Here is a 25,314-nt window from a genome sequence, read left to right as displayed (position 1 = left end):
TGGTGTTACTCACTTTGCCTCCCACCGTGCGGGGGTTGTCTCGTCGAATCCGGGGATGTCCGGCGGGTTGCAGGTCTTGATGGCTTCGCGCTGTTCGATCCCAGTCCCGTGAAAGGCAATGTACGGGCTGATCCGGTAGAAGTTGTAGTTTCCGATGCGGCCGCGGACGATCAGGATGCGGTGCTTGGCCAACTTCCGGTTGATCTTCCCCACGGCATCGGTGGACATGCCGACCCGCTGGCCGATGTCCGCGCCGGTGGCCTTGAGGGGCTCCATGCCTTCCGGTGACACTCCGATCCACCACAGGACGAGGAACTTCTGGCTGGGAGTGAAGGCCCTGCTTTCGGTGATCGCCTCCACCCGTGCCTTGTCGACCTGGGTGTGCCGGCCGGAGAAGGCGTACGGCGCATAGGGGACGATCTCTCCGGTGTCAGCGTCCAGCAGTCTGCGCGCTGTTCCCAACAGGGCCTCCGAGGCTGGTTGCTGAAGAGTTCACGAGGGCGGCTTTCAGGCCGACCTGATGAACTTAACGTACATGAGCAAGAAGTCGATCAGCCCTGCCCAGAGGGACGTGTCGCTGGACTTCTCGACCGGATCTCGAGTGCCGCCCGAACGGCGTAGAAGGGGGTTTTCTGGGCCGCCTTCATGAACGTCAAGTCAATCTGCCACGATCCTAGGAACGTGGTACCCAGTTCCCAGGATCGTTGGCCCACGATCCCTCAGACCGTGTGTGCTGTTCCAGGAACTGCCTGGCAGTTCCCAGGAACTGGGTCGGAGGTGGCGTTCTCGCAGGTCAGCGTGGGTTTGGGCGACTGACGCTCTCTTACTTGGAGCTGAGGCCGTCTTCGGTTGCGCAGCCCGCTGTTGGCAGTGCGTCAGGTTCCTCCGGAACGCGGGCAGTTCGGGAGGGGAGCGCACTGAGCGGCAGGCTCATGGGAGCCTGCCAGGGCCTCCCACAGCAGCAATACCCGCTTTGCCTTGTCGCGTTACCTACGCCACCCCTTCTGGACCTCAGCCAGCGAAAGTCAGCCACAACGGCGGGCGCGTCGAACGGGCAGGCGCGCGTGTGCCTCCAGCAACCACTCCCCCAGCTCAGCCACGTTTGCGTCGTGTCGGCGCGGAGGGTGGGACGGGCCGCGGGTGACCCGGGGGGAGAGCCGGGTGGGCTGGCGACGGGAGGGCAGAGGAAGGGAGACGCAGGCGGAGAGCTGCTACTCCCCCATGTTGCCGGTGATCCATTACGACGTAATGGCGGCCAGGATCGCGCCACGTGACGCTCGTGCCGGTGAAGGGTCCACACCAGGGGTGCCACCTATTACGGCGTAATAGGTGGCGCGAGGGGCCCAGCCTTCGTTCGGCAGAACCTCTCAGTGCAACACCTTTAAGCGGTGCATCAATCGCGTCATGCGGTTAGGCGCCGAAGCGGAGGGCTCCCTCGCGGCCGATCTCCTGGTTCCGTGTGACGTACGGGCGCAGTTCCTGCTCGTAGGCGGCAAAGGCCTTGGTGTGGTCGCCGTCCGCTTCCGCGAGGCGGCGGGCGAGGGTGCGGGCGCCGATCAGAGCCTGGGAGGTGCCCATGCCGGAAGTTGGTGCAGCGCAGTAGCCGGCATCACCGACAAGGGCGACGCGGCCCTCAGACCAGCGGTCCAGCTCTATCTGGCAGGCCGAGGAGAAGTAGAAGTCCGAAGCGGCAGCCATATCCTCAAGCAGCCGCGGTACCAGCCATCCAGCGTCGGCCATCCGATCACGCACGATCCGCTCCTGCTCCACACGCCCCAGCAGATCCAGTTCCGCCGAGTCGCTGGCAAAGGACAGGCTGACGGACATCCGGTGAGAGTCCGCGGAGCTGAACAGGTACACGGCCCGGCCGGGCAGCTGCTGGAGCACGCCTCGATGGTCCAGGCCGAGATGGTTCGCCGTGCTGAACCCGACGCCCGACAGTCCAAGGTGCCGTGTCACCGCGGAGTGCGGACCGAAGACCAGGCGGCGCACCACGGAATAGATGCCGTCGGCGCCGATCACCAGGTCGAACGTGTCCGGCTCGCCGCGCTCGAAGCCGACCCGGACGCCGCGCGCGTCCTGTTCCATGTGGTTGATCGAGTCGTCGAAGACATAGCGCGCCGCGTCCGCCGTGTGTGCGTGCAAGATGCGGGTCAGCTCCCGCTTGGGCACCTCCAGCTCCCCGGCGAACGTCTCGGCCGGCAGCTCGCCCGTGCGCTTGCCATCCGCGTCCACCAGATCGGTGCCGCGCATTCCGGTCGCGTGCGCGCGGACCTCCTCGAGGATGCCCATCTCCTCCAGCACCTCGAACGCCGCCCCGCGGAAGTCGACCGCGTAGCCGCTGTCGCGCAGCGACCGGGCCCGCTCGACCACCGTCACCTCATGCCCGTCCCGATGCAGGAAAAAGGCCAGCGCCGGACCGGCAACGCTCGCGCCGGAGATGAGGACCTTCACCGGAACCCCCGTTCCTCGACTGTGCAAGACCCTCAGCCTGGGACAATGCGGGCCGGTGATCAACACCGGATTCCGGCCATACGCGAGGCCGCCGGATCAGGGCAGCCACTCCCCCATGCTTCCCGTGAGCCATTACCACGTAATAGGCAGACCGAGGGGCCCCGGCCTTCGTTCGGCAGGGGCCCCCGTTGTGATGTTCAGTTGTCGGCGGCTGCGCGCTGTTGCTGGTGTTCGTTGAGGATGCCGAGCATCTTGTCGAACTCCGTGTCCGTCATCTTGCGGATGAGGTGCATGGCGAGGAAGGCGCCGTCGTCGTAGGGGAGTTTCGGGGGGATCGAGGAGTCGGAGCGGGGTTCGGGGACCAGTAGGTCCGTGTCGACGGTGGGTGTGGTGGCGGAGGCTGTGGGCGCAGTTTCCGGTTCGGGACTGGGTTCGGGGCTGGGGCTGGGGTTGGGGTTGGGTTCAAGGTCGGGTTGTGGCTCGGGCGCCGGGTCTTCTATTACGTCGTAATGAGTGGATGCCTCGGGCTTGGACTCCGGAGGGGTGGCTGCCGGGCGTTTGCCTGGCTTCTGCGCAGGGCGCTCGGCTTCCTTGCGGGCTCGTTCCGCCTTCAGTTCCTCCAGGGCCGTCTCCTGCTGGTCGGCCGGCTTGTTGCCGACCGCGCGCAGGAGGTCGATGGGGTCGTGGCCGATGCGGGACTGGAGTTCGGGGGTGAGGCTCAGGAGGGCCAGGCGCTGGGAGACCCAACCCTGGGAGCGGTGGAGGCGCTTGGCGAGGGCCGTCTGGCTGCCGTGGATGGCCAGGAGGCGGTTGAGGGCCTTCGCCTCGTCGAGCTCGTCGAGGTCCTGGCGGTGGATGTTGGCGACCAGGGCCGACTCGAGGAGTTCCTCGGAGGTACTCCCCTGGTCGTCGCTGACCATGACCTTGACGGTGGCCAGGCCTGCTTCGCGGGCCGCGGCCAGACGGCTGCTGCCGTCGATTACGACGTAATAGGTGTCGGCCTCGAGGTCGGCCTCGCGCTCGGGGTTGGCCTTGATGTAGGTGTCGCGGTTCATGACCGTGATCGCCTGCTTCTGGCCGTGGGTGCTCAGGCTGCCCGCGAGCTCGGTCAGATCGCCGAGGGTCGAGCGGGGGTTGTCGGGGTTCGGGCTGATGCGGTGGGTAGGGAGTTCGGTGGGCGGGGCGACTCCGTCCGTGGGGACTCCGGTGGCCGCGGCCACGGCTGCGCGGCGGGCGCTGACCGGTCGTGCCGAGGCTCCGAACCGGCCGGCACCCAGCTGCTCGGCCTTCTTCGTCATGAGATCTCCCGGGCCAGGGCGCGCATGCTGACGGCCTGCTGGGACTTGGGTGCGTAGGACAACAACGGCTGCTTCATGCGGACTGCTTCTTTTTGTTCCTTCAGGTCACCGACGAGGCCCACCACGCGCGGATCCTTTATGTCCACCCAGCCCTGGAGGGAGGAGGTGGCGATGTAGCCGCGGCGGCCGTCGTAGAGGTTGACGACGATGCCCAGGTAGTCGATTTCGAGGGAGAGGTCGGCGCGCAGATCCTCGATCTGAGTGGTGAGGAGTTCGTAGGCGTCGGCGGAGCTGTCCTCGGCCTGGACGACGACGAGGGCACCGGACTGACCCGGCTTCTCGTTGTCTCGACGGCGGCCGTAGTAGGCGGCGGCGTCCATGCTGAGGCCGAGGCTGGGCGGGCAGTCGATGAGGATGACGTCGTAGTCGGCTTCCAGGGGGGCCAGGGCCCGTTCGAGAGCGGCTTCTCGGGCTCTTACGGCGGAGAGGCGCACGTCGAGGAGGAAGGCGTCGTTGCAGCCGGGGAGGAGGTGCAGGCGGCCGTCGAAGTTGTCGTCGTCGATGGAGACGACGAGGTCGCGGATGTCTCCCTTGGGGTCGCCCGCCATGTGGTTGGTGAGGCTGTCGCCGTTCATCGGCACGGGGGCGGCGCCGAGCTGGTTGGTGAGGTGGCACTGGGGGTCGAAGTCGACCAGGAGGACGCGCATGCCGAGGCCGGGGAGGTTCTCGACGTCCATCGGGTCGTCGGTCATGGCTTCGGGCTCGTCGTTCTCGACGGCGCGGAGGGCGGCGACCAACTGCTTGGCCACACGGACCGGGTGGAGCTTGTTGGGGTCCTCGGCCATCGCCTCGCCGGTACCGGCGGTGATGGCGGTCTTGCCGACACCGCCCTTCTGGTTGCAGACGACGATGCGGCGGGTGACGGCCGGGCGTACGACATCGGGGGCGGGGTTGGTGTCGAGCCAGAGCCTGACGGACTGGGCCAGGCCCTGGATGAGGGACACCCCGCGGTCGGTGGTCGTCCGCTTGAACTCGTCCCACTGGCCCTGGGGGAGGAAGGTGGAGAAGGAGTCGGCACCCGAGGTGTCGACGGGTTCCAGGGCGGAGGCGAGACCGCACCAGGCGGTGATGCCCCGCTCTACGGCGCTCTGGATTTCGAGGCCGTGCTGAGCGGCCCTGACTTTGAGGTCCTGCCGGAGCCGACCCGGCAGCTTGGAAACGACCTTCTCGCGGTCACTGGAGGTGGCTGGAGAACTCATGGTGCCTACCTTACTAACGCGCATGATCGAAATCGCGTCCGACACGTTAGTTAGGGAAAGTTGGCCAGACCCAGTGGGGGGCGGAGGGTGCATGAGGCGTCGTACCGAGACGTATTACGGCGTAATAGCCGGGGCGGGATCAACAGGACGCCCCGGCTATTACGCCGTAATGGGGTGGAGCGCTGGGGGAGTGGGGGACCGTCAGGCGATGGCCCACGGGCTCGGGCCCTGGGGGGCGCGGCGGGAGGCGGGGCGCGAGGTGTCCCAGGCGGGCTGGAGCGCCGCGGAGACGATGCCCCACAGCTGACCGGCGGTCAGGGTGCGGACGGGGACGACGACCTGGCCGGCGAGACTGATGCCGAACGCGGACTCCAGTGCGCTGACGATACCGATGAGGGCCAGGGAGTCCAGGCCGTACGTCTCCAGAGGCTCATCGGCCGCGGGCGCCTTGTCCTTGCCCAGACCGGGCAGGCCGCGCTGAAGGACGGTCTCGAACGTCGAGTTCCACGGTGCTGAGGCCATCGGCGGGCTTCCTTCCGGCTGCCGGGCGGGTGTGCCGCGTTTCCGCGAGCAGCCTGGCCGGGGGGACTTGAGTCCGCGTGGATGGGCGCTCAGGTGTGGAGCGGGGTGGGGGAGGGGAGAGCGGAGGGGGCGGGGCTATTACGTCGTAATAGCCCTGAGGCTGTCGGGTGGCCGGTGCAGTGAAACCCGCTCGACCCGGTCGCCTCCTTGCGGCGAGGCTGTGGGCATGGAGTTCCTCTGCTATCACCGCGACAGGCCCGGCTCCCTGCCGTTGCGCGACGAACTGCTCGAAGAGCACTGGTCCTACATGGACCGGTACGCGAAGGAGATGATCGCCCGGGGGCCGACCTTCACCGCCGACGACGACACCGTCACCGGAAGCGTGCACATTCTCGATCTGCCCGATACCGCCGCCGCTCGCGCTTTCGCCTTCGACGAGCCGAACTATCAGGCAGGCGTCTATCGCGATGTGCTGCTGCGGCGGTGGCGCAACATGCTGGGGCGCACCATGTGGGACTTCCCCGGCGGCCGGACCGGCGGCAACCAGTACCTGGTGCTCGGACTCGGCACGGGGCAGGCCGCCGACCTCGCGGTGCCGCCCGGTCAGGACGAGCTGATCGCCTACGGGCCGCTGCTGTCCGACGACGGCGCCACCTGGCTGGGCACGGCGGCATTGGTCCGGGCGCCGGACCCGGTGACGGCACGCGCCATCCTGACCGCGGAGCGGTACGCCGATATCGAGGTGCACGACTGGGAGTTCGGCGGGCGGCCGTCTTGACCGGGGGCGGTGTGCATGCTGATCGCTCAGCCGTTGCCACCCAATGTGCACGTAGGACCCATCTCGACCGGGCCGCCTGGGCCCTGCTCGGGCCGGTGCGGTGATCGTCCTGACGGCCGGCGTGGCGGCCGCGCTGTCACGCCGGGACCTTGATCCCAAACGCCTGACCAACTGGCTGTTCGGGCTCGGAATGATCATCGCGGCTCCTATTACGGCGTAATAGGAGCCGCGACTGCAGTGTCCGCCGCTCGGATGACGCGGCACGGCTCCTTGTGCGGGTGTCCCGTTCGGCTGCCTGGACGGCGTTACTCTCGCACGCAACGAAGGAGGGCGCATGTCGGGCAAGGCTGGACGAATGGTCGTCGTCTGCATGCTCGCCCTGTCGGGGGTTTTCGTGGCCGTCGGCTGCCGTTCCTCCGATCACAAGCCGGACAACAGTCCCTCCGCCAGCACCCCGGCGTTTTCGTCGTCGTCGCCTTCGCCTTCGACGACATCGCCGTCCTTGTCCGGCACCGCCCCCGTCCCCTCGCCGAGGCCGGCGTCATCGTCCGCAGCCGGCACCGTCATCCCGTCACCGCCGCCTCCACCTACATGCACCGACTGCGACCAGGACGACGGTCCCAGCCTCGCCCCGTCCGCCACGCCCTCGCTTCCACCTTCGCCTCCACCTTCTCCTCCGGTCGTTCCCGAGGTTCCCCCCTCTGATGGCACATGAATGAGCCCACGGAGGACCTGCCTCCCCAGCTCGGGCGGACAGGCGTCAGGAGTCGGCCAGCCAGCCCGACGGCGCTTCTCAAGACCGTGATTGCGCAGGCATCCGTCATCGCCGCGCTGATGTTCTATCTGGGAGCGATGTACAGCAGTCAGTACTACGGCTACTTCCATCTCTCCATCTACTCCCTCGACTTCGGCTTCGCTCCGCTGGTGCTCCAGAGCCTGAAGCTGCTGCGGTCTCCGGTTCTCGTGGCTGCCGTCCTCGTGCTGATCGCGGCGACCGCTCCCTGGTACGTGATGCGGCGTCCACTGTCCGGGCAGCCTGCTCGACGGGCTCTCGCGGCCCTGGATCCGGTGGCACGGCTCTACCCGGTGGTCCTGGCGGCCGGACTGGTCCTGCTGGTCTTCTGGTCACGGATCCAGCCGTACGAATGGGCCGCTCCGCTCACGCTCGCGGTCGGATTCCTGCTGGGCCTGGCCGCCCACGCCGAGGGCAGCCGGCCAGGGGGAACGGGCCGTCGAGGCCTGCTCTTCTTCGCCGCCGCGGTATGCCTGTTCTGGGCGCTCACCGAGACCGCGTTGCAGCTCGGTGAGAAGGACGCCAGGGTCCACGCCAGTCATGTGCGGAGCTGGCCCAGCGTGATGCTCCTCAGCACCGAGCCGCTGAGCCTGCCCCCGCCCGGGGTCCAGGAGGAGAAGTTTGCGCGCAAGGACCTGCGGATGCCCTACCGCTATACGGGACTGCGGCTCCTGATCCAACGCAGCGGCCACTACTACGTCGTTCCCGTCGACTGGAAGGCCAGGACCGATCCGCTCTACGTCATCCACGAGAGCGACGACCTCTGGGTCGGGCTCGGGCCGGGCGTTCAATGACCAGAGCCCGGGCGGCAGCAGCAGCTACCGAAGCGACCGAAGCGACTGTGGGACGGGGTTGGGTCCCGGAGTCCGAGCGGTGGGGGAGGGGTGGCGGGTCCAGGTTCGCTGCAGGGTCGCTTGAGTCGCTTCGCGCGTTCAGTCGCTGCCGGAATGGAGCTCTCGGATGGTGGGGGCGTGGGCAGCGACTGAAGGGGAGCGACTGAGGATCCCTTGAGTCGCCTTCAGTCGCTGAGATAAAAGGCCTGGTCAGACGGGGTGTCGGAGGTAAAACAGCGACTGAAGCGACCGAAGGTCCGGGTATATGAAGACATTCGCGCGTGCGCGTGTGCGCGTGTGGGCGTCATATATAGGGACCTTGAGTCGCTTCAGTCGCTGTTTTGGGGTGTGCGTACCCTTTGACCTGCGGCTTCGTTGAGCTACTGAGACAGCGACCGAAGTGGCTTGAGTCGCTGGAGGATTTGCGTTCAGTCGCTGGAGCGACCGGGCGACACACGCAGGGATTTTTGTTTTCCCTGTGTCCCCTTCTGTCTTCGTGGTTCGCTAATCTGTCTCAGTCGTTGAGTCGCTTCAGTCGCTGATGGGGGATGTGGATGCCTGCTGAGCTGCGGGTTCCGCGCAGCGACTCAAGGCAGCCGTCGCCCGAGCCGCACGATGCCGCCAGATCGCTCGCGACGGCGCGGTGGTGCGTCGGCCGGGGCTGGCCCGTCCACCCGCTGGCGCCGGGGCGCAAGACCCCCGCGGGCAACTGCGAGGCCTGCCGCGAGCCCGGGCACACCCACCGGGACTGCGGCTGCCCGGCCGCCGGTCGCTGGTGCCACGGGTTCCACGCCGCCACCCTCGACTACGCGAGGGTCGAGCAGTGGTGGGGAGCCAACCCGCGTTTCGGCGTGGGAATCGCGTGCGGGCCCGCGAGTCTGGTCGTCGTGGACATCGACGCGCACGCCCAGGAGCTGCCCGGGCGGGACCGGCTGCTGCCGGGCATCGAGATCTCCGCCAGCGTCGATCTGACCGGGCTCGCCAACGGCTTCCACACCATCGGCGTACTGGCCGCCCTGCGCGGTGAGCGCAGCCCCGCGGACGACGAGAACACCCTGCGCGTGCGCACGCCCTCCGGGGGCCTGCACGTCTGGTACCGGGCCCAGGGCGGGCAGCGCTGGCAGTGCTCCACCGGTTCGGGCGGGGGCCGTTCGCTGGCCTGGCAGGTCGACGTACGGGCGCACGGCGGGTACATCGTCGCCCCGGGCACCGTGACCGCTGCGGGCGTGTACGAGCCCGTCGGACCGGTGCGGGAGCCCGCGCCGCTGCCCGGCTGGCTGGCCCGCGAGCTGGAGCGCACCGGGCATCTGCCGCCCGCGCACGTGCCCGTGCCGCGCCCGGTGCCGCCGCGGGCCCGGCAGGCCGTGCTGGCGGCCGGGGGAGGGCACACGGCCGCGGGCCGGGCCCTGACCGCCGTACTGGCCGAAGTGGCCGCCTGTGCCGCCGTGTCCGAAGGCGCGGGCTTCTCCGAGAAGCTCAACCGGGCCGCCTACACCGCCGGGGGACTGGTCGCCGCCGGGCACTTGACCGAGGAGGAGGCCGAGCGGGTGCTGGACCAGGCCGCAGAACATGCCCGGCCGGGGCAGCAGCGGCGCTACCGCGCCATCATCCGTTCCGGTCTGAGCGCGGGTCGGCAGCGGCCGCTGTCGCCGGGAGGCCGCGCGTGACCGCCGACGACAACGCGCTCTTCGACGCCCAGGCGGTCGCCGCGCAGATCCTCGCCCAGCCCGCCACGCAGGTGCCCAGGCAGGCCGTCGAGCAGCGGCCTGGCGCGGGCGGGGGCGGGAACGGGGAGGCCACCGCCGACGGGCTGCTGCCGGACACCCTCAGCGACCGCGGCAATGCCAAACTGTTCGTCAAGCTGTACTCCAACGACTACCGGCACGTGCCCGGGCTCGGCTGGTACCGCTGGGACAGCACCCGCTGGCAGATCGACGAGGACGACACGGTGATGTGGGCTGCGGGAGACCTGGCCGAGTCCTTGGCGACCGACGACCCGCGCGGCGCCTACAGTGCCTCCGCGCTGCAGCAGCACCGCAGGCGCGCGCTGAGCACCAGCGGCATGAACGCGATGCTCACCCAGGCCAAGTCCGCGCCGGGCATGGTGCTCAACGCCGCCCGGCTGGACGCCGACCCCTACGCGCTGTGCACCCCGGCCGGCGTCGTCGACCTGCGCACCGGTCTGATCCGTACGCCCGACCCGGACAAGGACTTCCACTCCCGCTCCACCACCGCGGGCCCGCAGGCGATGCCGACCCCGCGCTGGGACCGGTTCCTCACCGACACCTTCGGCGACGGGCCCGAGGGCGCGGAAATGATCGACTTCCTGCATCTGCTGCTGGGCTACTCCATCACCGGGGACGTCGGCGGCCAGGTGATGCCGTTCCTGTTCGGCTCCGGCAAGAACGGCAAGTCGGTGCTCCTGGACGTGCTGATGAAGCTCGTCGGCGACTACGCGGACGCCGCGCCGCCCGGGTTCCTGATGGCCCGGCCGTACGAGGGGCATCCGACCGACCTGGCCGAGCTGCACGGGCGGCGGGTCATCGTGTGCAGCGAGGTCAAGCCCGGGGACCGGTTTGACGAGGCGCGGGTGAAGCTGCTGACCGGCGGCGACCGGATCAAGGCACGCCGGATGCGGCAGGACTTCTTCAGCTTCCAGCCCACCCACAAGCTCTGGCTGCTCGGCAACCACCGGCCCGAGGTGGGCACCGGCGGTTTCGCGTTCTGGCGCCGGATGCGGCTGATCCCGTTCGAGCGGGTCGTGTCCGACGACCGCAAGATCGACAACCTGGCGGACGTCCTGGTCACCGAGGAGGGGCCGGGCATCCTCAACTGGCTGATCCTGGGCGCCCGCCGCTATCTGCGGGGCGAGAAGGACCTCACCGGCCCGGAGCGGGTGCGCATCGCCACCACGGCGTACGCGGAGACCGAGGACCACACCGGGCGGTTCCTGTCGGAGGAGTGCTGTCTGGGGCCGGATCTGAGGGCGGAGCAGGCTCAGCTCTACGCGGCCTACAAGACGTGGTGTCAAAATGAGGGGGCTCCGGCGATATCGTCCCGGGCCTTCGCGGCGCGGGTCCGAGAGGTGGTGGGACTGGCGTCTCCGAAGGAGATGATCCTGTCCAACCAGCGCAAGTACTACCCGGGCATCGGACTGGTCGCCGACGAGGAGACAGCATGAGCGCCCTCATAGGAGAGGACGAGATCATCCACGAGGTCGACTTCGTCTGGCTCGAGGACGTCACCGAACTGGACTACGTACGCCAGAGCCTGGACCGGTTGCCCACCCGCAAGGGCAGGCCCGCCTACCACCGCGACGGACGTATGGTCGGCTACGCCCTGCTCGGTCCCAGCGCCAAGCCGTCACGGTCCTCGGGCACTTTCCGCCGCCGGGTGTTCTGGCTGCTGCCGCACGACAGGGACGCCGTCCCCGACGGGCTGTACGCGACCGGGGCGCCGGCCGAGGCCGTGGACCCGCGCACGCTGGCACCGGGCAAGAAGGGGCGCAAGACGGAGCGTTCGGAGGGCGGACCGACCTCACCGGAGGTGCGGGAGCGAGGGCTGACGCTGCCGCTGTAGGGCGGGTGTGCCGACAGAGCCGTCCCGGGCGGGGCCATTACGCCGTAATAGGCGTCGTGGTCGGCCGCGGCAGGGGCGTGGTCCGCACGGCGGCCGCTGTCACGGCGCATCAGGTACGGCGGCCGCCGGCCCCTGCGGGGAGCCGGGCCACGCCCTCGTACCCGCCGGCTCCGGTCTGCGCGGGGGTGCGGTCGATCCCGGCCGGCCGGTTGCGTTTGGCGCAACTCGCCTGGCGACACCCACGTTAACAACAGACCTTCCGGTATTAATCCTCTATTGGATGGGACCGCTGCACGCTAATGTGCACGTGCAGCGGACTTGCAGTCCGCTGCACGTCACTCAAACGCAGGCCACGCAGGGGGAGGCCCGCCCATGAGTTTCTCGTGCACGGAAGGGCCGGGTTCGCGCGCGGCGCGGCGGTCTCCGGGGTCTCGCAGGCGGGGGAGTGGGCGTGACGATGCCGTGGCTGTCACCCTCATCCGACCGGCCCGCTGATCGTCGAGGTGAACACCGTCTCGTCGTCCTGACGGCCGGTGACCTCCACAGTCATCACCCCGCCGCTCTCGGGGGACACCCGCGTGATGTCGATCCAGCAGGGCCGGTCGAGTTCGACGTAGCGACGGAACGAGGTGGACGCGCTCGCCGGGGTCATCGTCCGGGGCGTCACCAGGGCGGAGGCCGCCTGCCGTGCGCCCTCCAGCAGGACCATGCCGGGCAGGTGGTCGTCGGCGTGGTCGAAGAGGATCGGGTGGTCGAGCCTCGGCGTGAGCAGCCAGCTGGTGGGCGAGTCGGTGGCCGACAGCACCACATCGGCCGTGGAGGTGCGGCCCACGGTCGCCGGCGGGAGCGGGTCGCGGTCCACCCGGATGTCGAAGGCGGGGCCCGACCACGGCCGACGGGCTGCGCGCAGCCGCTTGTAGACGCCCTGCTGGATCACGTAGAAGCTTCCCGAGCCGTGCGCCACCACGTTGCCCTGCCGCCGGACGGACAGCTCCAGCTGGAGCCAACTGGCCGTGCTCCTGCGCCAGGCGACCTCCGTGCACCTGGCCTCGAGGTCGAAGTCCGTTGGGCTGAGCGCGATCCGCAGGTTCTGCAGGGCCGTCGTGTAGTTGAGGTTCCCCAGTATGAAGCGGTGGTGGAGCGGTACGCCGAGCTCCGCGTGGGCGAGGAACATGCCGGCCTGCCGAAACGTCTCTGCGGTGAGCAGGGGATCGTGACTGCTCCCGTCGGGGCTCGTGAAGAGCGTGTGCGCCCGGGGCCACTGACCGGTGAGGGAGAACCGCAGGTCGTCGTGGGTTGTGCAGCCCGTGAGGAAGACCTCCGCGAGGCTTGCGCGGTGAACGTACTCCCTGGGGACCGTCGTGGTCAGTCGGGGCAGTACGGGCAGTTCGACTGTGCTCTGGCTGGTGGGCAGACCCATCGGAGACCCCCCGTCTTGAAACTTCGTTCGACGACAGCTAATAAGATACGGACCTACCGGTTTTCTTATATTGCCAGCCAGGTAAAGGATTGGTCAAGTGTCCGAAGAGCGCTTGAATCGAGGATTCCGTTTCGGGCGGTTTGATCCTGTATCAACCGAGCCTGATCTAAGCGACGTTCAGTGTATTGAAGAACAAATCGGTACGTCCGGCCGCTGCGCGATCGACTAGAGCGGCCAGTAAAAAACCTGTTCAGCGGTTTTCTTTATCTCCACGCTTGATCGCCACTTTGGAGGCAGCAAGTGCAGAATCCGTCCGTTCCCGTTGTGCTCGACCCCTCCGGCCAGGACCTGCACGGCGAGGCGGCCCGGCTGAGGCAACTCGGCGCCGTCGTCCAAGTCGCCCTGCCGGGCGGCGTGCTGGCCTGGTCGGTGAACCGGGGCGACCTGATCAAGCAGGTGCTGGCCGACCCGCGGGTGTCCAAGGACGCCTACCGCCACTGGCCCGCGTGGATCAACGACGAGGTCGACGACTCGTGGCCGCTGGCCATGTGGGTGTCGGTGCGCAGCATGCTCACCGCCTATGGCGAGGAGCACACCAGGCTGCGCAAGCTGGTCGCCGGCGCCTTCACCGCCCGGCGCACGGTGGACCTCAGACCGCGCATTGTCGAGATCACCGCCGAGCTGCTGACCCGGCTGGAAGGCCTGCCCCCCGCCCAACCTGTCGACATCCGCAAGGAGTTCGCCTACGAGTTGCCCATCCGCGTGATCTCGGAGATGCTCGGCCTGGACGACCGTGAGCGCGACGACCTCCACCGGGTCACGGACGTGCTGTTCACCACCACCACGACTCCGGAGACGGCCCAGAAGAATCAGACCGAGTTGTACGGACTGATGAACGACCTCGTCGGGCGCAAGCGCGTCCACCCGGGCACCGACCTCACCAGCGCCCTGATCGCCATGCGCGACGAGGATGGGGACGGACTGACGGAGAAGGAACTCATAGACACCCTTCTGCTGATCATCGGGGCGGGACACGAGACGACCGTCAACCTCCTCGACCACGCCATCTGCGCCCTGCTCAGCCATCCCGAGCAGCTCCGGCTGGTGCGGGAAGGGATCGTCACCTGGGAGGCGGTGGTCCACGAGACGCTGCGGTCCCAGGCGCCGGTGGCCAACATCCCGCTCCGGTTCGCCGTCGAGGACCTCGACCTCGACGGCACCGTGATCCCCGCGGGGGAGCCGATCCTTCTGTCGCTCGTTGCCGCCGGCGGCGACCCCGGCGCGCACGGTCCCGACGCTGACACCTTCGACGCCACCCGCCCCACGCGCCACGAGCACCTGTCCTTCGGCCACGGCGTCCACCACTGCCTTGGCCGCCCCCTGGCCATGAGCGAGGCGACGATCGCACTGCCCGCCCTCTTCGAGCGGTTCCCGCACCTCGAACTGGCCGCCGATCCCCGCGAGCTGGGGCTGTTCGAGTCCTTCATCTCCAGCGGCCACACGGAACTTCCGGTGCTGCTGACACCCCGTTCATGAGCGCTGCCCGTCCCGCGACCACAGGGAGGTCTCCCCGTGTCACACCCCGCACTGAGCACGCTCCGCCTGGCCGCCGTCAACATCGACGGCGTCCTGCTCAACGACACCTTCAGCCCGGTCATCCACCGGCTCGTCGCCCGCCACGGAGTCGAGTACACGCCTGAACTCGAGCGGGCCCTGCTCTCCCAGCCACAACTTGCCGCCGCCGAGGTGTTCGTGAAGGTCACCGGCATCACCGCCCCTCCACAGGAGGTGCTCGGCGCCTACTTCGCGGAACGCGAGCGCTACCTTCGTGACCAGCCGGTACGGCTGCTCGACGGAGCGGTCGCCCTCCTGGAGCGGCTGCGTCCGCTTGGCCTGGACCTCGTGTGCTACGGCGGATTGGACGAGAGCCACTTCGAGCGTCACCTCGGGCCGTGGGCCACGTACTTCAGCGAGCCCCGCTACATCTGCACCAACGCCTTTCGGCCCGGCATCCGCGAGATCACCCGGGACTTCTTCTCGCTCGCCCCCCACCAGGCGCTCTTCATCGACGACGCGGCCTCCGTGGCCGAGCGGGCCAGGGAACTGGACGTGCCCTTCATCGGACACCCCAGCCCCTTCGTACACGGATTCCAGCGGGAGCTCATGCAGCGGGCCGGCGTCCGGTACCTGGTGCAGGAGTTGTCCGAGATCGACGAGACGATGCTCTGCGCCCTCGATGCCGAGGCCGCCGAGCGCACCGTGTGGCGGCACGGCGACCGGACCCCGGCGCACCTCGCTGCCAGAGCGGCCCAGGTGCGGTCGTGACCGGGGCGGAGACTGCACCACTGGCGGGCAAGGTCGTCCTCATCACCGGCGCCAGCAGTGGCATCGGAGCCGCTGCGGCACGCGTGTTCGCGCGGCAGGGAGCCGTCGTCGTCCTGACGGCCCGGCGCGAGGACCGGCTGAAGGACGTCGTGGCCCAACTGCGCCGCACGGGTGCCGAGGCGAGCTTTCACGCCATGGACGTGCGCCGCGGCGACGAGGTCCGGCGCGCCGTGCAGCACACGGTCGAGCACTACGGCCGCCTGGACGCCGCGTTCAACAACGCCGGTGTCGGGGTGGAGAAGGTGCCCCTGCACCTCCTCGAGGACGAGGCGTACGAACTGGTCATGGAGACGAACGTGCGCGGCGTGTGGAACTGCATGCGCCACGAGATCACGGTCATGGTGGAGGGCGGGGGAGGGGCGATCGTGAACACCAGCAGCGTGGGCGGGCTGGTCGCCTCGTCGACAGCCGCCCCCTACATCGCCTCCAAGCACGCGGTGATCGGGCTCACCAAGGCCGCAGCCGTGGAGTACGCGGCGCACGGGATACGGGTGAACACCATCGCCCCCGGCCTGACCCGCTCGGAGATGATCGACGAGTGGTTCGCCGTGTCGCCCGCGGCGGCCGAGAAGGCCTATCGGTCCGCGCCGCAGGGGCGGGCCGCGGAGCCGGAGGAAGTGGCGGAGACCGCCGCGTGGCTGTGCAGTGACAAGGCGAGCTTCGTCACCGGCGCGACACTTCCCGTGGATGGAGGCCGCACCGCCTGGTGAACACTGGGAGGAAAGTGACGGGCGGCGGCTGCCCGGCCCCACAGGCCCCGCCCGTCACATGCGTCGCCCAACGACTCCCGGCCATCATGGGATTCCTTCCCGTCCACCCCCGGGTAAGCGCGGTCGAAGTGGGGTAACGTACGTCATGTTCGGTTTTGTTTTCAATGGAGGAGGGTCGCGTGGCACAGCAAGAACGTGCAGTACGGACCCGTCGTGCTGTTATCGAGGCCGCAGCCGCGGTCTTCGCCGAACGCGGGTACGCGGCGGCGACCATCGCGGAGATCCTCGAACGGGCCGGAGTGACGAAGGGCGCCCTGTACTTCCACTTCGACTCCAAGGATGCTCTGGCGCGCGGTGTGATCGGAGCCCAGATCGACAACGACTACTGGGTGCCGCGCGAGCTGAAGCTCCAGGAGTGGGTGGACATCGGCATGACGCTGGCCCATCAGATCCCCAAGGACGTCATCCTGCTGGCGGGCATACGCCTCTCTGGCGACATGCAGGGCCGCACCCTGTTCGGCAGTGCATGGCCGGCCTGGATCGAACTGTCGACCAAGCTGCTGACCGATGCCAAGGAGCGGGGCGAAGTACTGCCCCACGTCGTCCCCCAGGAGACGGCTGAATGCTTCCTCGGGTCATGGCTGGGGACCCAGATGTTCTCCGAGGCGAACTCCAACTGGGCGGACCTCAGCGATCGGGTCTCTGTCCTGTACAACCACATGCTGCCGGCCATCGCCACACCCGCGGCACTGATCCGGCTGGACACCGCGCCCGACCGAGGCGCCCGGGTCATTAAGGAAGCCGAGCGTGTCCGACAGGCCGCGCTCGCGGCTTCCGAGGCCTGACGCAGCGTCGGCTGCCGCGCCCGCAGACCGCGGCACCCGGCGCGTCTGCGGGGGGTTTCGGCCCATCAACAAACCTGACGTCTGGTTTGCTGTGCCGAGCGTGAAGGTTCCCGCTGGCGATGCGGAATCCGTTCGACGGATCGACCCGGGCGTGCGGATCGCGCCATGAGGCCCATCCGGACGGGGTAGCAAACCGTACGTGCTCTTTTGTGAGTCGGCTGTGAGGCGGACCTTGGTCCGCTCGCACGCAACATCACCGACGGCTCCACACCGCACGAGCAGGGTGTCTGACGGTGTGTGACTACCAAGCCCGCGCAAGTGTTGTACAACTCCCACCCTAGCAAACCTACCAATCATGCGGTTTGCTAATGTCCTGAAACGGAACGCCGCACGCCCCTGAGGGAAGCGGACTGATGCACTCCGTGTTCCGCTCCAGCCCCAGGAGGACACCGATGGTCAAGCAGGTGCGCGCGGCTCGTACGCGCCAGGCCCTCATCCTCGCAGCGGCCGAGGTCTTCGCCGACGAGGGGTACGCGCTGGCCACCCTGCCCGTGATCAGCAAACGCGCGGGAGTGAGCACCGGGGCCCTGCACTTCCACTTCCCCAGTAAGGACGCGCTGGCCAGGGAGGTGGAGGGAGCCGCGGCGGACTCCATCGAGAAGATGGCCGAACGCTGCCTGTCCTCGGCCGACACCCTCTTGCAGTCGCTCGTGAACGCCACCTGCCGGCTGCTCGCCGCCGTGGCCACCGACCCCGTCGTCAGGGCGGGCTTCAAGCTGGGCACCGACCCGTCGCGCAACAGCGGGGCGGGGGTGCCCCAGTGGTGGTGCGCCTGGGTCCACGATCTCGTCGTCCAGGCGCAGGACGCGGGGGAGCTGGCGGCCGACGTCGCGCCCGAGGACGCGGCGGCGGCCGTGGTCGCGGCGACCGTGGGCTTCGAGGCGCTCGGTGAAGTGGACGGCGAGTGGCTGTCCAGGGAGCGGGTGGCCCGGTTCTGGTCGTTCATCCTGCCGCGTCTGGCGGCCTCGCCCCAGAAGATTTTGGTCAAGCCAATGGGTGAGGCCGACTCCGAGTGAACAGGGGCCTTAACAAAAACCGCGCACATAGTTCGGTAATGGTCCAGTCAAACTCAGGCGTAAATGACCTACTTGTTCGGTTTTTGTGCCCTATTTGTCCAAGTAAGCAGGGAAGATCCCTACCGTCTTGAGCGGGTCTCGCGTACGGATAGAGGGTAAGCAGGGAGGCCGGTACGGTATTGACATACCGCCCGTGCTGTTTTTTACTCGGGTTGCTAGGGAACCGCTCTAAGGCAGCCAGCAGCGACGGGGAGACGGCGTGGACATCGACATACTCGGCACACTCGCCGTACGCGAGAAGGGCGTCTCGATCACCCCGACGGCACCCAAACCGCGCCAGGTGTTAGCTCTGCTCGCACTCGGCGCCGACCAGGTCGTGCACGTGGACACACTGAGCGAGGAGCTCTGGGGCGCCAAGCCGCCCCGCAGTGCCCGCCCCACGCTGCAGACCTACATCCTGCAGTTGCGCGAGCTGATCACCGTAGCCCTGGAGAGCGGGGACGCGGAAGAGAGCCGTTCGGCCAAGGACGTCCTGCTGACCGTGCCCGGCGGCTATCTGCTCAAGAGCGGCGGAGGCACCAGCGACGTCCGGGAGTTCGAGCGGCTGGCCGGCATGGGATACCGGGCCATGGACGCCGAGGACTACCCCGGCGCCGCCCAGCGGCTGCGCGAGGCGCTCGCGCTGTGGACCGGCCCCGCCCTCGCCGACGTGCACGCCGGAACGCATCTGGAGACGCAGACCAAACGGCTTGAGGAGAGCCGGCTGTGCGCGCTGGACCAGCGCATCGAGGCCGACCTGCGGCTCGGCCGGCACCGTGAGCTGCTGGCCGAACTGACCGTGCTCGTCAGCCGGTACCCCACCCACGAGAGCCTGTGCGGCCAGTACATGCTGGCCCTGTACCGCTCCGGGCGCCGCGGCGAGGCGCTGGACGCCTACCAGCGGCTGCGCGCCACCCTGGTGCGCACCCTGGGTCTCGAGCCGTCGCCCGCACTGGGCAAGCTGCAGCGCTCCATCCTCATGGCCGGGCCGGAGGGCGTCGTACCGCCCGCCTCCGGGTCCGGACGGCTCACGGCCATCGGCTGACCCGGCGTCACCGGGCCCGGCCGGCCGAGTGCGACCTGAGCGCCACCTCCGTCTTTGTTCGAGCACCGCTCTAGGCGCACGACGCAGTTTTGAGGACACACGGAGGAGGGGGGATCGGCATGCCGTCCGAACGAGGGCACTCGGCCCAGCACACCATCTCCGTCGCCGCCCCCGCCGGTGTCGTCTACGGCATGCTCGCCGACGCCGTGCGCTGGCCGGTGTTCCTCTCCTCCCACGTCCACGTCGAGCGGATGGACTTCGACGGGGTCACCGAGCATCTGCGCATGTGGGACGTGACGGCCGACCACGTCCGTTCCTCACGCACCCGACGGGTGCTCAAACCGCAGTCGCGGTCCATCGAGTTCGAGCAGCAGGACACCTTCTGGCCGGACGCGCCCACCACCGGCGCCTGGACCGTGCAGGCCCAGGACGACGAGAGCTCCCTGGTCACCCTGAGGCACGACCTGCCGCCGGCCGGACCCTACCGGTCCACCGCGCACGATCCCGAGGCCGAACTCCGGGCCCAGCTGGACGGGGTCCGGGAGATGGCCGAGCACTGGGAGAAACTCGACGAACTGCTGCTGTCCTTCGAGGACAGCGTGCTGGTGGACGGTCCCTTCGAGCTCGTCTACGACTTCCTCTACCGGATCGAGAACTGGGCCGAGACCGTCCCGCACGTCGAGTGGACCAGCGTCACCGAGGACCAGCCGGGCGTGCAGCTCGCCGCCATGGACACCTGTGCCGAGGAGACCGGCGAGACCGTCACCGTCGAGGCCGTCCGCCTGTGCTTCCCGCACGCCGGGCGGATCGTCTTCAAGGAGACGGTCACGCCCGAACTGATCGCGGCGCACGCCGGTGAGTGGTACCTGCTGCCCGAAGAGTCCGGGGTGCGGGTCGGCTGCACCCACCACGTTCTGCTCAGGGAAGAGGCCGTGGCCCCGGTCCTGGGCGAGGAAGCCACCCTTGCGGACGCCCGCCGGTATGTGCGCGAGTGGCTGGGCCGCGCGAGCACCGAAGCGCTGGGCCTGGCCAAGTGGCACGCGGAGAGCGCCGTCCGCCGTCTGCGATGAGGAGGCCCGCGATGGCCCTCACCCGACCGGCTCCGACCGGGGAGAACACCGACACCGCCGGCGCGGAGCCACGACCGGCCCGCGAGCGGCGCAGGGCGTCCTACGCCGAACTGCCGCCGCCGGTGGAGGTGGCGCTGCGCGCCGTACGGCTCGAGGCACAGCTCGGCGATCCCGCCGATCCCGCCAACCGCTACGGCCTTCCCGCGCTGAGCGCCGTGGAGGGCACCGAGGGCCCGCCGTCCCCGGCCGACCTGCGCGCCGAGTTCCTGCCCCGCGCCGCCGGCGGCCACTACACCGGTGCCGACCAGCTGGTACGGGTGCTGCGCCCGCTCTTCCGCCGGGACCTGGCCCTCGGCCACGCCTGGGGCACCCGCCCGCTGCTCGCCGCGGCCGACGGCACCCGCCCGGCGCCCGGCCGGCCGGCCGAACTGGCCGCCCTGCTCGGGCCGACGGCGCTGATCGCGGCGACGGGCACCGTGCTGCGCACCGCCGCCCGCGTCGTCGACGAACTCGGCCGTCACGAACCCGCCGCCCGGCAGTGGCACGGCACGCTCGCCGGTGACTTCGCCGACCTGCTGGCCTGCGAGAGCCTGACGACCGTCGCGCTGCGCTCCCTGGTCCTGCCCGCCGAGGCCACCGCCCTGCTCACCGCCGTGGTCGGATATGTCGTCCCGCAGCTGGTGGCCGACGTCCACAACGACCTCGAACTCGTCCTGAACGAGACCGGGTTCGCGCCCGGCAGCCTCGAGCAGCGCTCGCTCGCCAAGCTGAGGGCCGACCTCGCCGCCGGCGGGCAGTGGCCCGACCCGGCCGCCTGCCGGGCCCGGCTCGTCGCCGCCCTGCCCGAGCTCGCCGGGAACGGGGAGCCCGCGGCGGACGCCACCGCGCTGTTCAGGATCGGCGACCCGGCCGTGCCGGCCGGCCTCCTGCCCGAGGGCACCGGCTGCCACCATGTGCTGGCCGACACCCTGGCCACCGCGGCGGCGGCCAGGCCGGCCGAGGGGGAGGACGGCACGCTCGCCCGCGCCGCCCGGCGGCTGCGCACCGAGCGGCGCACCCTGCGCCTGCCCTGTCTGCAGGCCGCCGACGCCTCGCCGGAGGACCCCGCCGCCCGGGCGCTGGCGGACCGTCAGGCCCATGTGCTGCTGGCCGCCGCCGTGCTCGGCGTCCGCCGGGCGGCCGACCACACCACCTTCCTCAGCAGCCCGGACTGGGCCCTGCTCGCGCTCGTCCGCCTCACCGAACGGCTCGGCGTCCCGCGGCCGCCCGTGCCGGCCGATCCGCGCGAGGACGTCTGGGCGGAGCTGGCCGAGCGCGGCCGACGCGACGTCGACTGCGACGTGTACGCCACGAAGTCGCTGTGGTGAACGGGCCCGAGGACCGCGACGGACAAGGGCACCGGGCCGTGAGCGGCCCGGTGGACCTCGCACCGCCGCTGCCGTCGCCGCTGCACCTCGCCGGTCCCGAGGGGCCCTGGGAGCCGGTGTCCGACGCGGTCGAGTCCACCGGGGTCGCCGTGGTGCACACGACCTGGGGCGAGTGGCTCACCGTCACTCTGCTCGACCCGCGGCTGCGTGCGCTGCTCGGGCACGACTGGCCGCGTTACCGCCAGACCCGTGCCAGCGCCGGGCGGCTGCGCTTCGCCGTCTCCCGCGCGGTCATGAAGTACACGGCCGGGGCGGTGCTGCAGGTGCCTCCCGACGCCCTCGACCTCGCCTACAAGCCCGGCGGGCGGCCCCATCTGCGCGGGCTCGGCGAGGAGCTCGAGCTGAGTCTGGCGCACACCGACGAGCTGATCGTGGTCGGTGTCAGCGGCACGGGCCCCATCGGGGTGGACGCCGAACCCGTCGGCCGGCAGGCGCCCTTGGAGCTGCTGGGCGAGTATGTGTGCACGCCCGAGGAGGCGGCCGCGCTCGCCGTGCTGCCCGAGGCCGAGCGCACCCTGCGGCTGCTGCAGCTGTGGACGCTGAAGGAGGCGTACACCAAGGCCCTCGGACAGGGCATGCGGCGCCGCTTCGCCGCGTTCGGGTTCCGTCGCGACGGCGAGGGGCGCATCACCCTGGCGGAGGACTCGGAGGGCGCCCGCGCATGGGCGTTCGCCGCCCATCTCGTCCAGGGGCGCTACCTCGTGAGCGCCGCCCACCGGCCGGCGCGGGCCGCCCGGCAGGTGCCGTCGTACGACGCCGCCGTGTTCGCCGAGGCCGGGCCGCCGGCCGCGGGCGTACCGGGCTTTCCGGGGTGGCAGAGACCCGGCGACCGATGAGGAGGAACGCGGGCACCGAGCCCGGGCGCGCCCCGCGGGCGGCCGGGGCGGGGGTGCGTGGACGCCTTCCCGCGGGGCCGACGAGGGCGTCGGTGCCGTACGGGGAGCGGGTGCCGCCGAGGCCGTGCGGGGCGCGCGGTCCGGCGGGGCCGTATGTGCCGAGTGTGCCGCAGCAGTCGGCGTATCTCGCGCAGAAACGATCCGAACAGGAGCGGGAACGAGCAGAAAAGGGGGGCAGGGAGCCGGTCCTCTTCGCCGTGGCGGCGGGTTTCGGTGCCCGGGACAGCGGATGAGCAGCCATCACCTTTCCGAGGACACCGTCCTCGCCGTGGTCCACGAGCCGGGTGGCACCGCGCCGCGGTCCCCCGTCGTGCTGGAACTGTGCGGGCCGCTGGGCACCGCGGGGGCCGAGAACGTGGCGGCCCGGCTCGCCGAACGGCACCGCGCGTACTCCGTCACCGTCGACGACGACGGCGAACGGCACAGCCTCAGCTTCCTCCCGGCCGAGCCGGGCGACGGCGGACACGAGCCGCTCACCGCCGAGCTGCTGGCCGACGTACTGGCCCTGCTGCCCGGCGTGGAGGGCATCGTCCCGGCCACGGGGCACCAGCGCGAGCTGATCCTCGCGGCCGCGGCCGGATCGCCGGACCGCCATGTCGAGCAGCTCTTCTGGAACTGGTCCGGGCCGCTGGACCCGTCCCGCTTCGCCACGGCCTGGCAGTCGCTCGTCGAGCGCGAGGCCGTGCTGCGGGCGTCGTTCGACTGGACGGCCGCACCGCGTCTGGTCCTGCACGACCGGGCCCAGATCGAGGTCGTCCACCATGCGCACTCCACCGTCACCTGGGGCGACCTGGTCAAGCGGGACCGGGCCCGGGGCTTCGACCTGCACCGGCCGGGCCTGCTGCGGGTGACCCTGCTGGAGGGGACGCCGGGGCCGGCGGTGCAGGACTGGTTCGCCCAGAACTGGTCGCCGCAGGACCGTCTGCCGCCGGAGCGGGCGCCGGTGCGGGTGCTGCTGACCTACCACCGTGCCCTGCTGGACGAGCGCGGCGTCCATCTCCTGCTGCGCGAGTTCCTCCGGGCCTACGTCAGCGGCGGCACCCTGCCCGGCGGCGAGCGGCGGCCCGACGTCCGCGACCACGCCCGCTGGCTGGCCCGTCAGGACGCCACCACCGCACGCGCGTTCTGGTCCGCGGCCGCGCCGGCCCCCGGCGTGGCCGTCCGGTCCGGCCGCCCCGGCGGCCCCACCGGGCACACCGGCCCCGGCCGGCTGCAACGGCGCCTCAGGCCCCCGCAGACCGCGCGGCTGCGGTCCTGGGCGGCGATGCGGGGTGTCGGCGAGAGCAGCGCGCTGCATGTGGTGTGGGCCCTGCTGCTGTACCGGGCGTCGGGCGCCGAGGGGCCGGTGCCGGTCAGCTTCGGTGTGCATCTGTCCGGGCGGGACGTGCCGATGCAGGGCGCCGCGGGCATCCCCGGGCTGCTCGGCAACCCGCTGCCGATGACCGTCACCGTCGACCCGGCGGCCCCCTTGGTGGAGCTGCTGCACCAGGTGCGCGACACCGCGTTCGACCTGATCGCGCACGCCTGGGTGTCCGCCGACCGGGTCCGAGCCTGGAGCGGCCGGGGCGAGGACGCCGACCTGACCGACACGGTCGTCGTCTTCGACAGCCGGCCCGAGCTGCCGGAGGCGCTGCTCGCCGAACTGCGGGAGCAGGGCGTCCAGGTGGACGTCCCGCAGAGCGTCAGTGGTGACACGAGCCTGCCGTTCACCCTCGTCGCCCAGCACAGCCCCGAGGGCGGGCTGCTGCTGACCGGTCTGTACGACCGCGCGAGCCTGGCGGACGGGGACGCGTCCGCGACGCTGTCGCAGTGCGTGCAACTGCTGCGCTCCCTGCCCGACCACCGGGACCTGCAGTGCACCGTCGCCCATGTGCTGGAGCCGCTGCGCAGCTCCGACGTGCCCCGGGTGGCCCCGCGGTCGCCCGCGCCGCGCGGCCTCGCCCTGGCCGTGCTGCGCCCCGGGGAACCGCTGTCGGACGTCATCTGCCTGATCGGGGTGCCGGGTGTGCCGACCGGTGCCTACGAGGTCCTCGCCCGTGACCACCAGGGGCCCGAACGGATCGTGGCCCTGCGCATGGAGGGACCGGCGGAGGTGTCGGTGTCCGTGCTGCACGAGATGCTCGCCCCGGACCGCCGGCTCGTCCTCGGTGGTTGCGGGCCGGGCGGCAGCGCCGCCTACGAGATCGCCCGGCGCGGGGCGGCCGAGCACGCCACGGCCGTGGCCGTGGTGATGACGGGGGTCGGCGGTGCCATCGCGAGCGCCCAGGCTCTTGCCCGCGGGCTGCGGTCCGTGCGCGCCAAGGACATGTGACGGGGACCGAATTCATGCCTGAAATAAGGCATAAACGCCTTTTTGCGCCGGTTCTCAAGTCGGGGAGGAGCGGTTCTCGAGCGGCTCGTTCGACGGTGTCCGAAAAGCTGGAGGAGGGGACATGAGCGATTCGGGCCAAGCACAACTTTCGCTGCGCATCGAGCGCGGACAGGCGAGCGACGAGGAACTGGCCGCGCTCACCGTCGTACTGCTCGCGCTGTGCGCGGAGGCGCAGGAGAGCGAGGCGGGGCGTCCGGTCAACGGCTCCCGGTGGTGGAGGAGGCCGCACTCCTACCGGGCCCCGCGCAGCTGGCAGTGACGGATCTTGGTGCTCCAGGAAGGAACCTGACCACATGTCAACGACGATTGCCTCCGCTCCGGTCGACACCGGGCCGGCCGACATCCGCGGCCGGGTGGCAGAGCTGCACGGCATCCGTGCGCAGGCGCTGGCGGGCCCCAGCGAGAAGGCGACCGAGGCGCAGCACGCCAAGGGCAAGCTGACGGCGCGGGAGCGGATCGAGCTGCTCCTGGACCCGGGTTCCTTCCAGGAGGTCGAGCAGCTGCGGCGGCACCG

The 25,314-nt window shown here is 70.1% G+C and carries 24 protein-coding genes; 17 read left to right on the top strand and 7 right to left on the bottom strand.

Annotated elements, in window-relative coordinates; all coding sequences use genetic code 11:
* Positions 1-9: 9 nt before the first annotated feature.
* From Q8A52_RS43795 to Q8A52_RS43775, 5 genes are all read right to left on the bottom strand, one after another.
* Complete coding sequence (locus tag Q8A52_RS43795; protein ID WP_316763044.1) at positions 10-462, bottom strand: MarR family transcriptional regulator; 453 nt, start codon at positions 460-462, stop codon at positions 10-12.
* A 948-nt stretch (positions 463-1,410) separates the two neighbouring features.
* Complete coding sequence (locus tag Q8A52_RS43790) at positions 1,411-2,520, bottom strand: FAD-dependent monooxygenase (RefSeq protein ID WP_316763042.1); 1,110 nt, start codon at positions 2,518-2,520, stop codon at positions 1,411-1,413.
* Positions 2,521-2,651: 131 nt separating this feature from the next.
* Positions 2,652-3,752, bottom strand: coding sequence for a ParB/RepB/Spo0J family partition protein (locus tag Q8A52_RS43785; protein WP_316763040.1), 1,101 nt, complete (start codon positions 3,750-3,752; stop codon positions 2,652-2,654).
* On the bottom strand, positions 3,749-5,011 hold the full coding sequence (locus tag Q8A52_RS43780) for an AAA family ATPase (RefSeq protein WP_316763037.1): 1,263 nt from the start codon (positions 5,009-5,011) through the stop codon (positions 3,749-3,751). Before Q8A52_RS43780 ends, Q8A52_RS43785 begins: the two co-directional genes overlap by 4 nt.
* Before the next feature lie 201 nt (positions 5,012-5,212).
* On the bottom strand, positions 5,213-5,533 hold the full coding sequence (locus Q8A52_RS43775; RefSeq protein ID WP_316763034.1) for an acyl carrier protein: 321 nt from the start codon (positions 5,531-5,533) through the stop codon (positions 5,213-5,215).
* Between the two features lie 226 nt (positions 5,534-5,759).
* Here Q8A52_RS43775 and Q8A52_RS43770 point away from each other — a divergent pair, with 226 nt between their 5' ends.
* Positions 5,760-6,311 (top strand): YciI family protein, encoded by a 552-nt coding sequence (locus tag Q8A52_RS43770; protein ID WP_316763033.1) that lies wholly within the window; start codon positions 5,760-5,762, stop codon positions 6,309-6,311.
* 420 nt (positions 6,312-6,731) lie between these two features.
* On the opposite strand, the gene Q8A52_RS43765 is transcribed toward Q8A52_RS43770, so the two are convergent.
* Complete coding sequence (locus Q8A52_RS43765; RefSeq protein ID WP_316763031.1) at positions 6,732-6,878, bottom strand: hypothetical protein; 147 nt, start codon at positions 6,876-6,878, stop codon at positions 6,732-6,734.
* A gap of 234 nt (positions 6,879-7,112) precedes the next feature.
* Between Q8A52_RS43765 and Q8A52_RS43760 the strand changes: the two genes are divergently transcribed.
* From Q8A52_RS43760 to Q8A52_RS43745, 4 genes are all read left to right on the top strand, one after another.
* The gene (locus Q8A52_RS43760) at positions 7,113-7,898 is read left to right on the top strand and encodes a hypothetical protein (RefSeq protein ID WP_316763028.1); all 786 of its coding nucleotides are present in this window, start codon (positions 7,113-7,115) and stop codon (positions 7,896-7,898) included.
* A gap of 593 nt (positions 7,899-8,491) precedes the next feature.
* On the top strand, positions 8,492-9,604 hold the full coding sequence (locus Q8A52_RS43755) for a bifunctional DNA primase/polymerase (protein WP_316763025.1): 1,113 nt from the start codon (positions 8,492-8,494) through the stop codon (positions 9,602-9,604).
* Positions 9,601-11,118: a DNA primase family protein gene (locus Q8A52_RS43750; protein WP_316763022.1), complete on the top strand. Its 1,518-nt coding sequence runs from the start codon at positions 9,601-9,603 to the stop codon at positions 11,116-11,118. The genes Q8A52_RS43755 and Q8A52_RS43750 overlap by 4 nt, the downstream gene beginning before the upstream one ends.
* Entirely contained in the window at positions 11,115-11,516 is a 402-nt protein-coding gene (locus Q8A52_RS43745) for a DUF6009 family protein (protein WP_316763019.1), read from the top strand. The genes Q8A52_RS43750 and Q8A52_RS43745 overlap by 4 nt, the downstream gene beginning before the upstream one ends.
* Before the next feature lie 475 nt (positions 11,517-11,991).
* On the opposite strand, the gene Q8A52_RS43740 is transcribed toward Q8A52_RS43745, so the two are convergent.
* Complete coding sequence (locus Q8A52_RS43740; RefSeq protein WP_316763016.1) at positions 11,992-12,936, bottom strand: ScbA/BarX family gamma-butyrolactone biosynthesis protein; 945 nt, start codon at positions 12,934-12,936, stop codon at positions 11,992-11,994.
* A 300-nt stretch (positions 12,937-13,236) separates the two neighbouring features.
* Between Q8A52_RS43740 and Q8A52_RS43735 the strand changes: the two genes are divergently transcribed.
* The 12 genes from Q8A52_RS43735 to Q8A52_RS43680 form a co-directional block, all read left to right on the top strand.
* Positions 13,237-14,472 (top strand): cytochrome P450 family protein, encoded by a 1,236-nt coding sequence (locus tag Q8A52_RS43735; RefSeq protein WP_316763014.1) that lies wholly within the window; start codon positions 13,237-13,239, stop codon positions 14,470-14,472.
* A gap of 36 nt (positions 14,473-14,508) precedes the next feature.
* A complete protein-coding gene (locus Q8A52_RS43730; protein WP_316763011.1) occupies positions 14,509-15,261 on the top strand; it encodes an HAD family phosphatase in 753 nt (250 codons plus the stop codon).
* Positions 15,258-16,031 (top strand): SDR family NAD(P)-dependent oxidoreductase, encoded by a 774-nt coding sequence (locus Q8A52_RS43725; protein WP_316763010.1) that lies wholly within the window; start codon positions 15,258-15,260, stop codon positions 16,029-16,031. The genes Q8A52_RS43730 and Q8A52_RS43725 overlap by 4 nt, the downstream gene beginning before the upstream one ends.
* Positions 16,032-16,210: 179 nt before the next feature.
* Positions 16,211-16,876 (top strand): ScbR family autoregulator-binding transcription factor, encoded by a 666-nt coding sequence (locus Q8A52_RS43720; protein ID WP_316763007.1) that lies wholly within the window; start codon positions 16,211-16,213, stop codon positions 16,874-16,876.
* A 452-nt stretch (positions 16,877-17,328) separates the two neighbouring features.
* Positions 17,329-17,952, top strand: coding sequence for a ScbR family autoregulator-binding transcription factor (locus Q8A52_RS43715; protein WP_316763004.1), 624 nt, complete (start codon positions 17,329-17,331; stop codon positions 17,950-17,952).
* Between the two features lie 259 nt (positions 17,953-18,211).
* The gene (locus Q8A52_RS43710; RefSeq protein WP_316763002.1) at positions 18,212-19,036 is read left to right on the top strand and encodes an AfsR/SARP family transcriptional regulator; all 825 of its coding nucleotides are present in this window, start codon (positions 18,212-18,214) and stop codon (positions 19,034-19,036) included.
* Between the two features lie 119 nt (positions 19,037-19,155).
* Positions 19,156-20,106, top strand: coding sequence for an aromatase/cyclase (locus tag Q8A52_RS43705; protein ID WP_316762999.1), 951 nt, complete (start codon positions 19,156-19,158; stop codon positions 20,104-20,106).
* 11 nt (positions 20,107-20,117) lie between these two features.
* Positions 20,118-21,473, top strand: a complete 1,356-nt coding sequence (locus Q8A52_RS43700) for a hypothetical protein (protein WP_316762996.1) — start codon at positions 20,118-20,120, stop codon at positions 21,471-21,473.
* Positions 21,474-21,511: 38 nt separating this feature from the next.
* The gene (locus Q8A52_RS43695) at positions 21,512-22,369 is read left to right on the top strand and encodes a 4'-phosphopantetheinyl transferase family protein (protein WP_316762994.1); all 858 of its coding nucleotides are present in this window, start codon (positions 21,512-21,514) and stop codon (positions 22,367-22,369) included.
* Between the two features lie 289 nt (positions 22,370-22,658).
* The gene (locus Q8A52_RS43690; RefSeq protein WP_316762991.1) at positions 22,659-24,740 is read left to right on the top strand and encodes a condensation domain-containing protein; all 2,082 of its coding nucleotides are present in this window, start codon (positions 22,659-22,661) and stop codon (positions 24,738-24,740) included.
* 121 nt (positions 24,741-24,861) lie between these two features.
* Positions 24,862-25,059: an acyl-CoA carboxylase subunit epsilon gene (locus Q8A52_RS43685; protein ID WP_316762989.1), complete on the top strand. Its 198-nt coding sequence runs from the start codon at positions 24,862-24,864 to the stop codon at positions 25,057-25,059.
* A 34-nt stretch (positions 25,060-25,093) separates the two neighbouring features.
* The coding region (locus tag Q8A52_RS43680; protein ID WP_316762988.1) for a carboxyl transferase domain-containing protein at positions 25,094-25,314 on the top strand (221 nt) is incomplete at its 3' end.

Origin of the sequence: Streptomyces herbicida, from assembly GCF_032656585.1 — a bacterium.
Taxonomy (GTDB): domain Bacteria; phylum Actinomycetota; class Actinomycetes; order Streptomycetales; family Streptomycetaceae; genus Streptomyces; species Streptomyces herbicida.
The sequence above is the reverse complement of the archived record's forward strand: the minus strand, read 5'-3'. Positions and strand labels throughout refer to the sequence as shown.

What these genes read in the sequence shown, in the direction of transcription:
- Q8A52_RS43780 (WP_316763037.1), bottom strand. Translation starts at nt 5,011, where the DNA reads ATGAGTTCTCCAGCCACCTCCAGTGACCGCGAGAAGGTCGTTTCCAAG.
- Q8A52_RS43740 (WP_316763016.1), bottom strand. Translation starts at nt 12,936, where the DNA reads ATGGGTCTGCCCACCAGCCAGAGCACAGTCGAACTGCCCGTACTGCCC.
- Q8A52_RS43770 (WP_316763033.1), top strand. Translation starts at nt 5,760, where the DNA reads ATGGAGTTCCTCTGCTATCACCGCGACAGGCCCGGCTCCCTGCCGTTG.
- Q8A52_RS43700 (WP_316762996.1), top strand. Translation starts at nt 20,118, where the DNA reads ATGGCCCTCACCCGACCGGCTCCGACCGGGGAGAACACCGACACCGCC.
- Q8A52_RS43785 (WP_316763040.1), bottom strand. Translation starts at nt 3,752, where the DNA reads ATGACGAAGAAGGCCGAGCAGCTGGGTGCCGGCCGGTTCGGAGCCTCG.
- Q8A52_RS43775 (WP_316763034.1), bottom strand. Translation starts at nt 5,533, where the DNA reads ATGGCCTCAGCACCGTGGAACTCGACGTTCGAGACCGTCCTTCAGCGC.
- Q8A52_RS43745 (WP_316763019.1), top strand. Translation starts at nt 11,115, where the DNA reads ATGAGCGCCCTCATAGGAGAGGACGAGATCATCCACGAGGTCGACTTC.
- Q8A52_RS43755 (WP_316763025.1), top strand. Translation starts at nt 8,492, where the DNA reads ATGCCTGCTGAGCTGCGGGTTCCGCGCAGCGACTCAAGGCAGCCGTCG.
- Q8A52_RS43715 (WP_316763004.1), top strand. Translation starts at nt 17,329, where the DNA reads ATGGTCAAGCAGGTGCGCGCGGCTCGTACGCGCCAGGCCCTCATCCTC.
- Q8A52_RS43690 (WP_316762991.1), top strand. Translation starts at nt 22,659, where the DNA reads ATGAGCAGCCATCACCTTTCCGAGGACACCGTCCTCGCCGTGGTCCAC.
- Q8A52_RS43685 (WP_316762989.1), top strand. Translation starts at nt 24,862, where the DNA reads ATGAGCGATTCGGGCCAAGCACAACTTTCGCTGCGCATCGAGCGCGGA.
- Q8A52_RS43705 (WP_316762999.1), top strand. Translation starts at nt 19,156, where the DNA reads ATGCCGTCCGAACGAGGGCACTCGGCCCAGCACACCATCTCCGTCGCC.
- Q8A52_RS43765 (WP_316763031.1), bottom strand. Translation starts at nt 6,878, where the DNA reads ATGACGGTGCCGGCTGCGGACGATGACGCCGGCCTCGGCGAGGGGACG.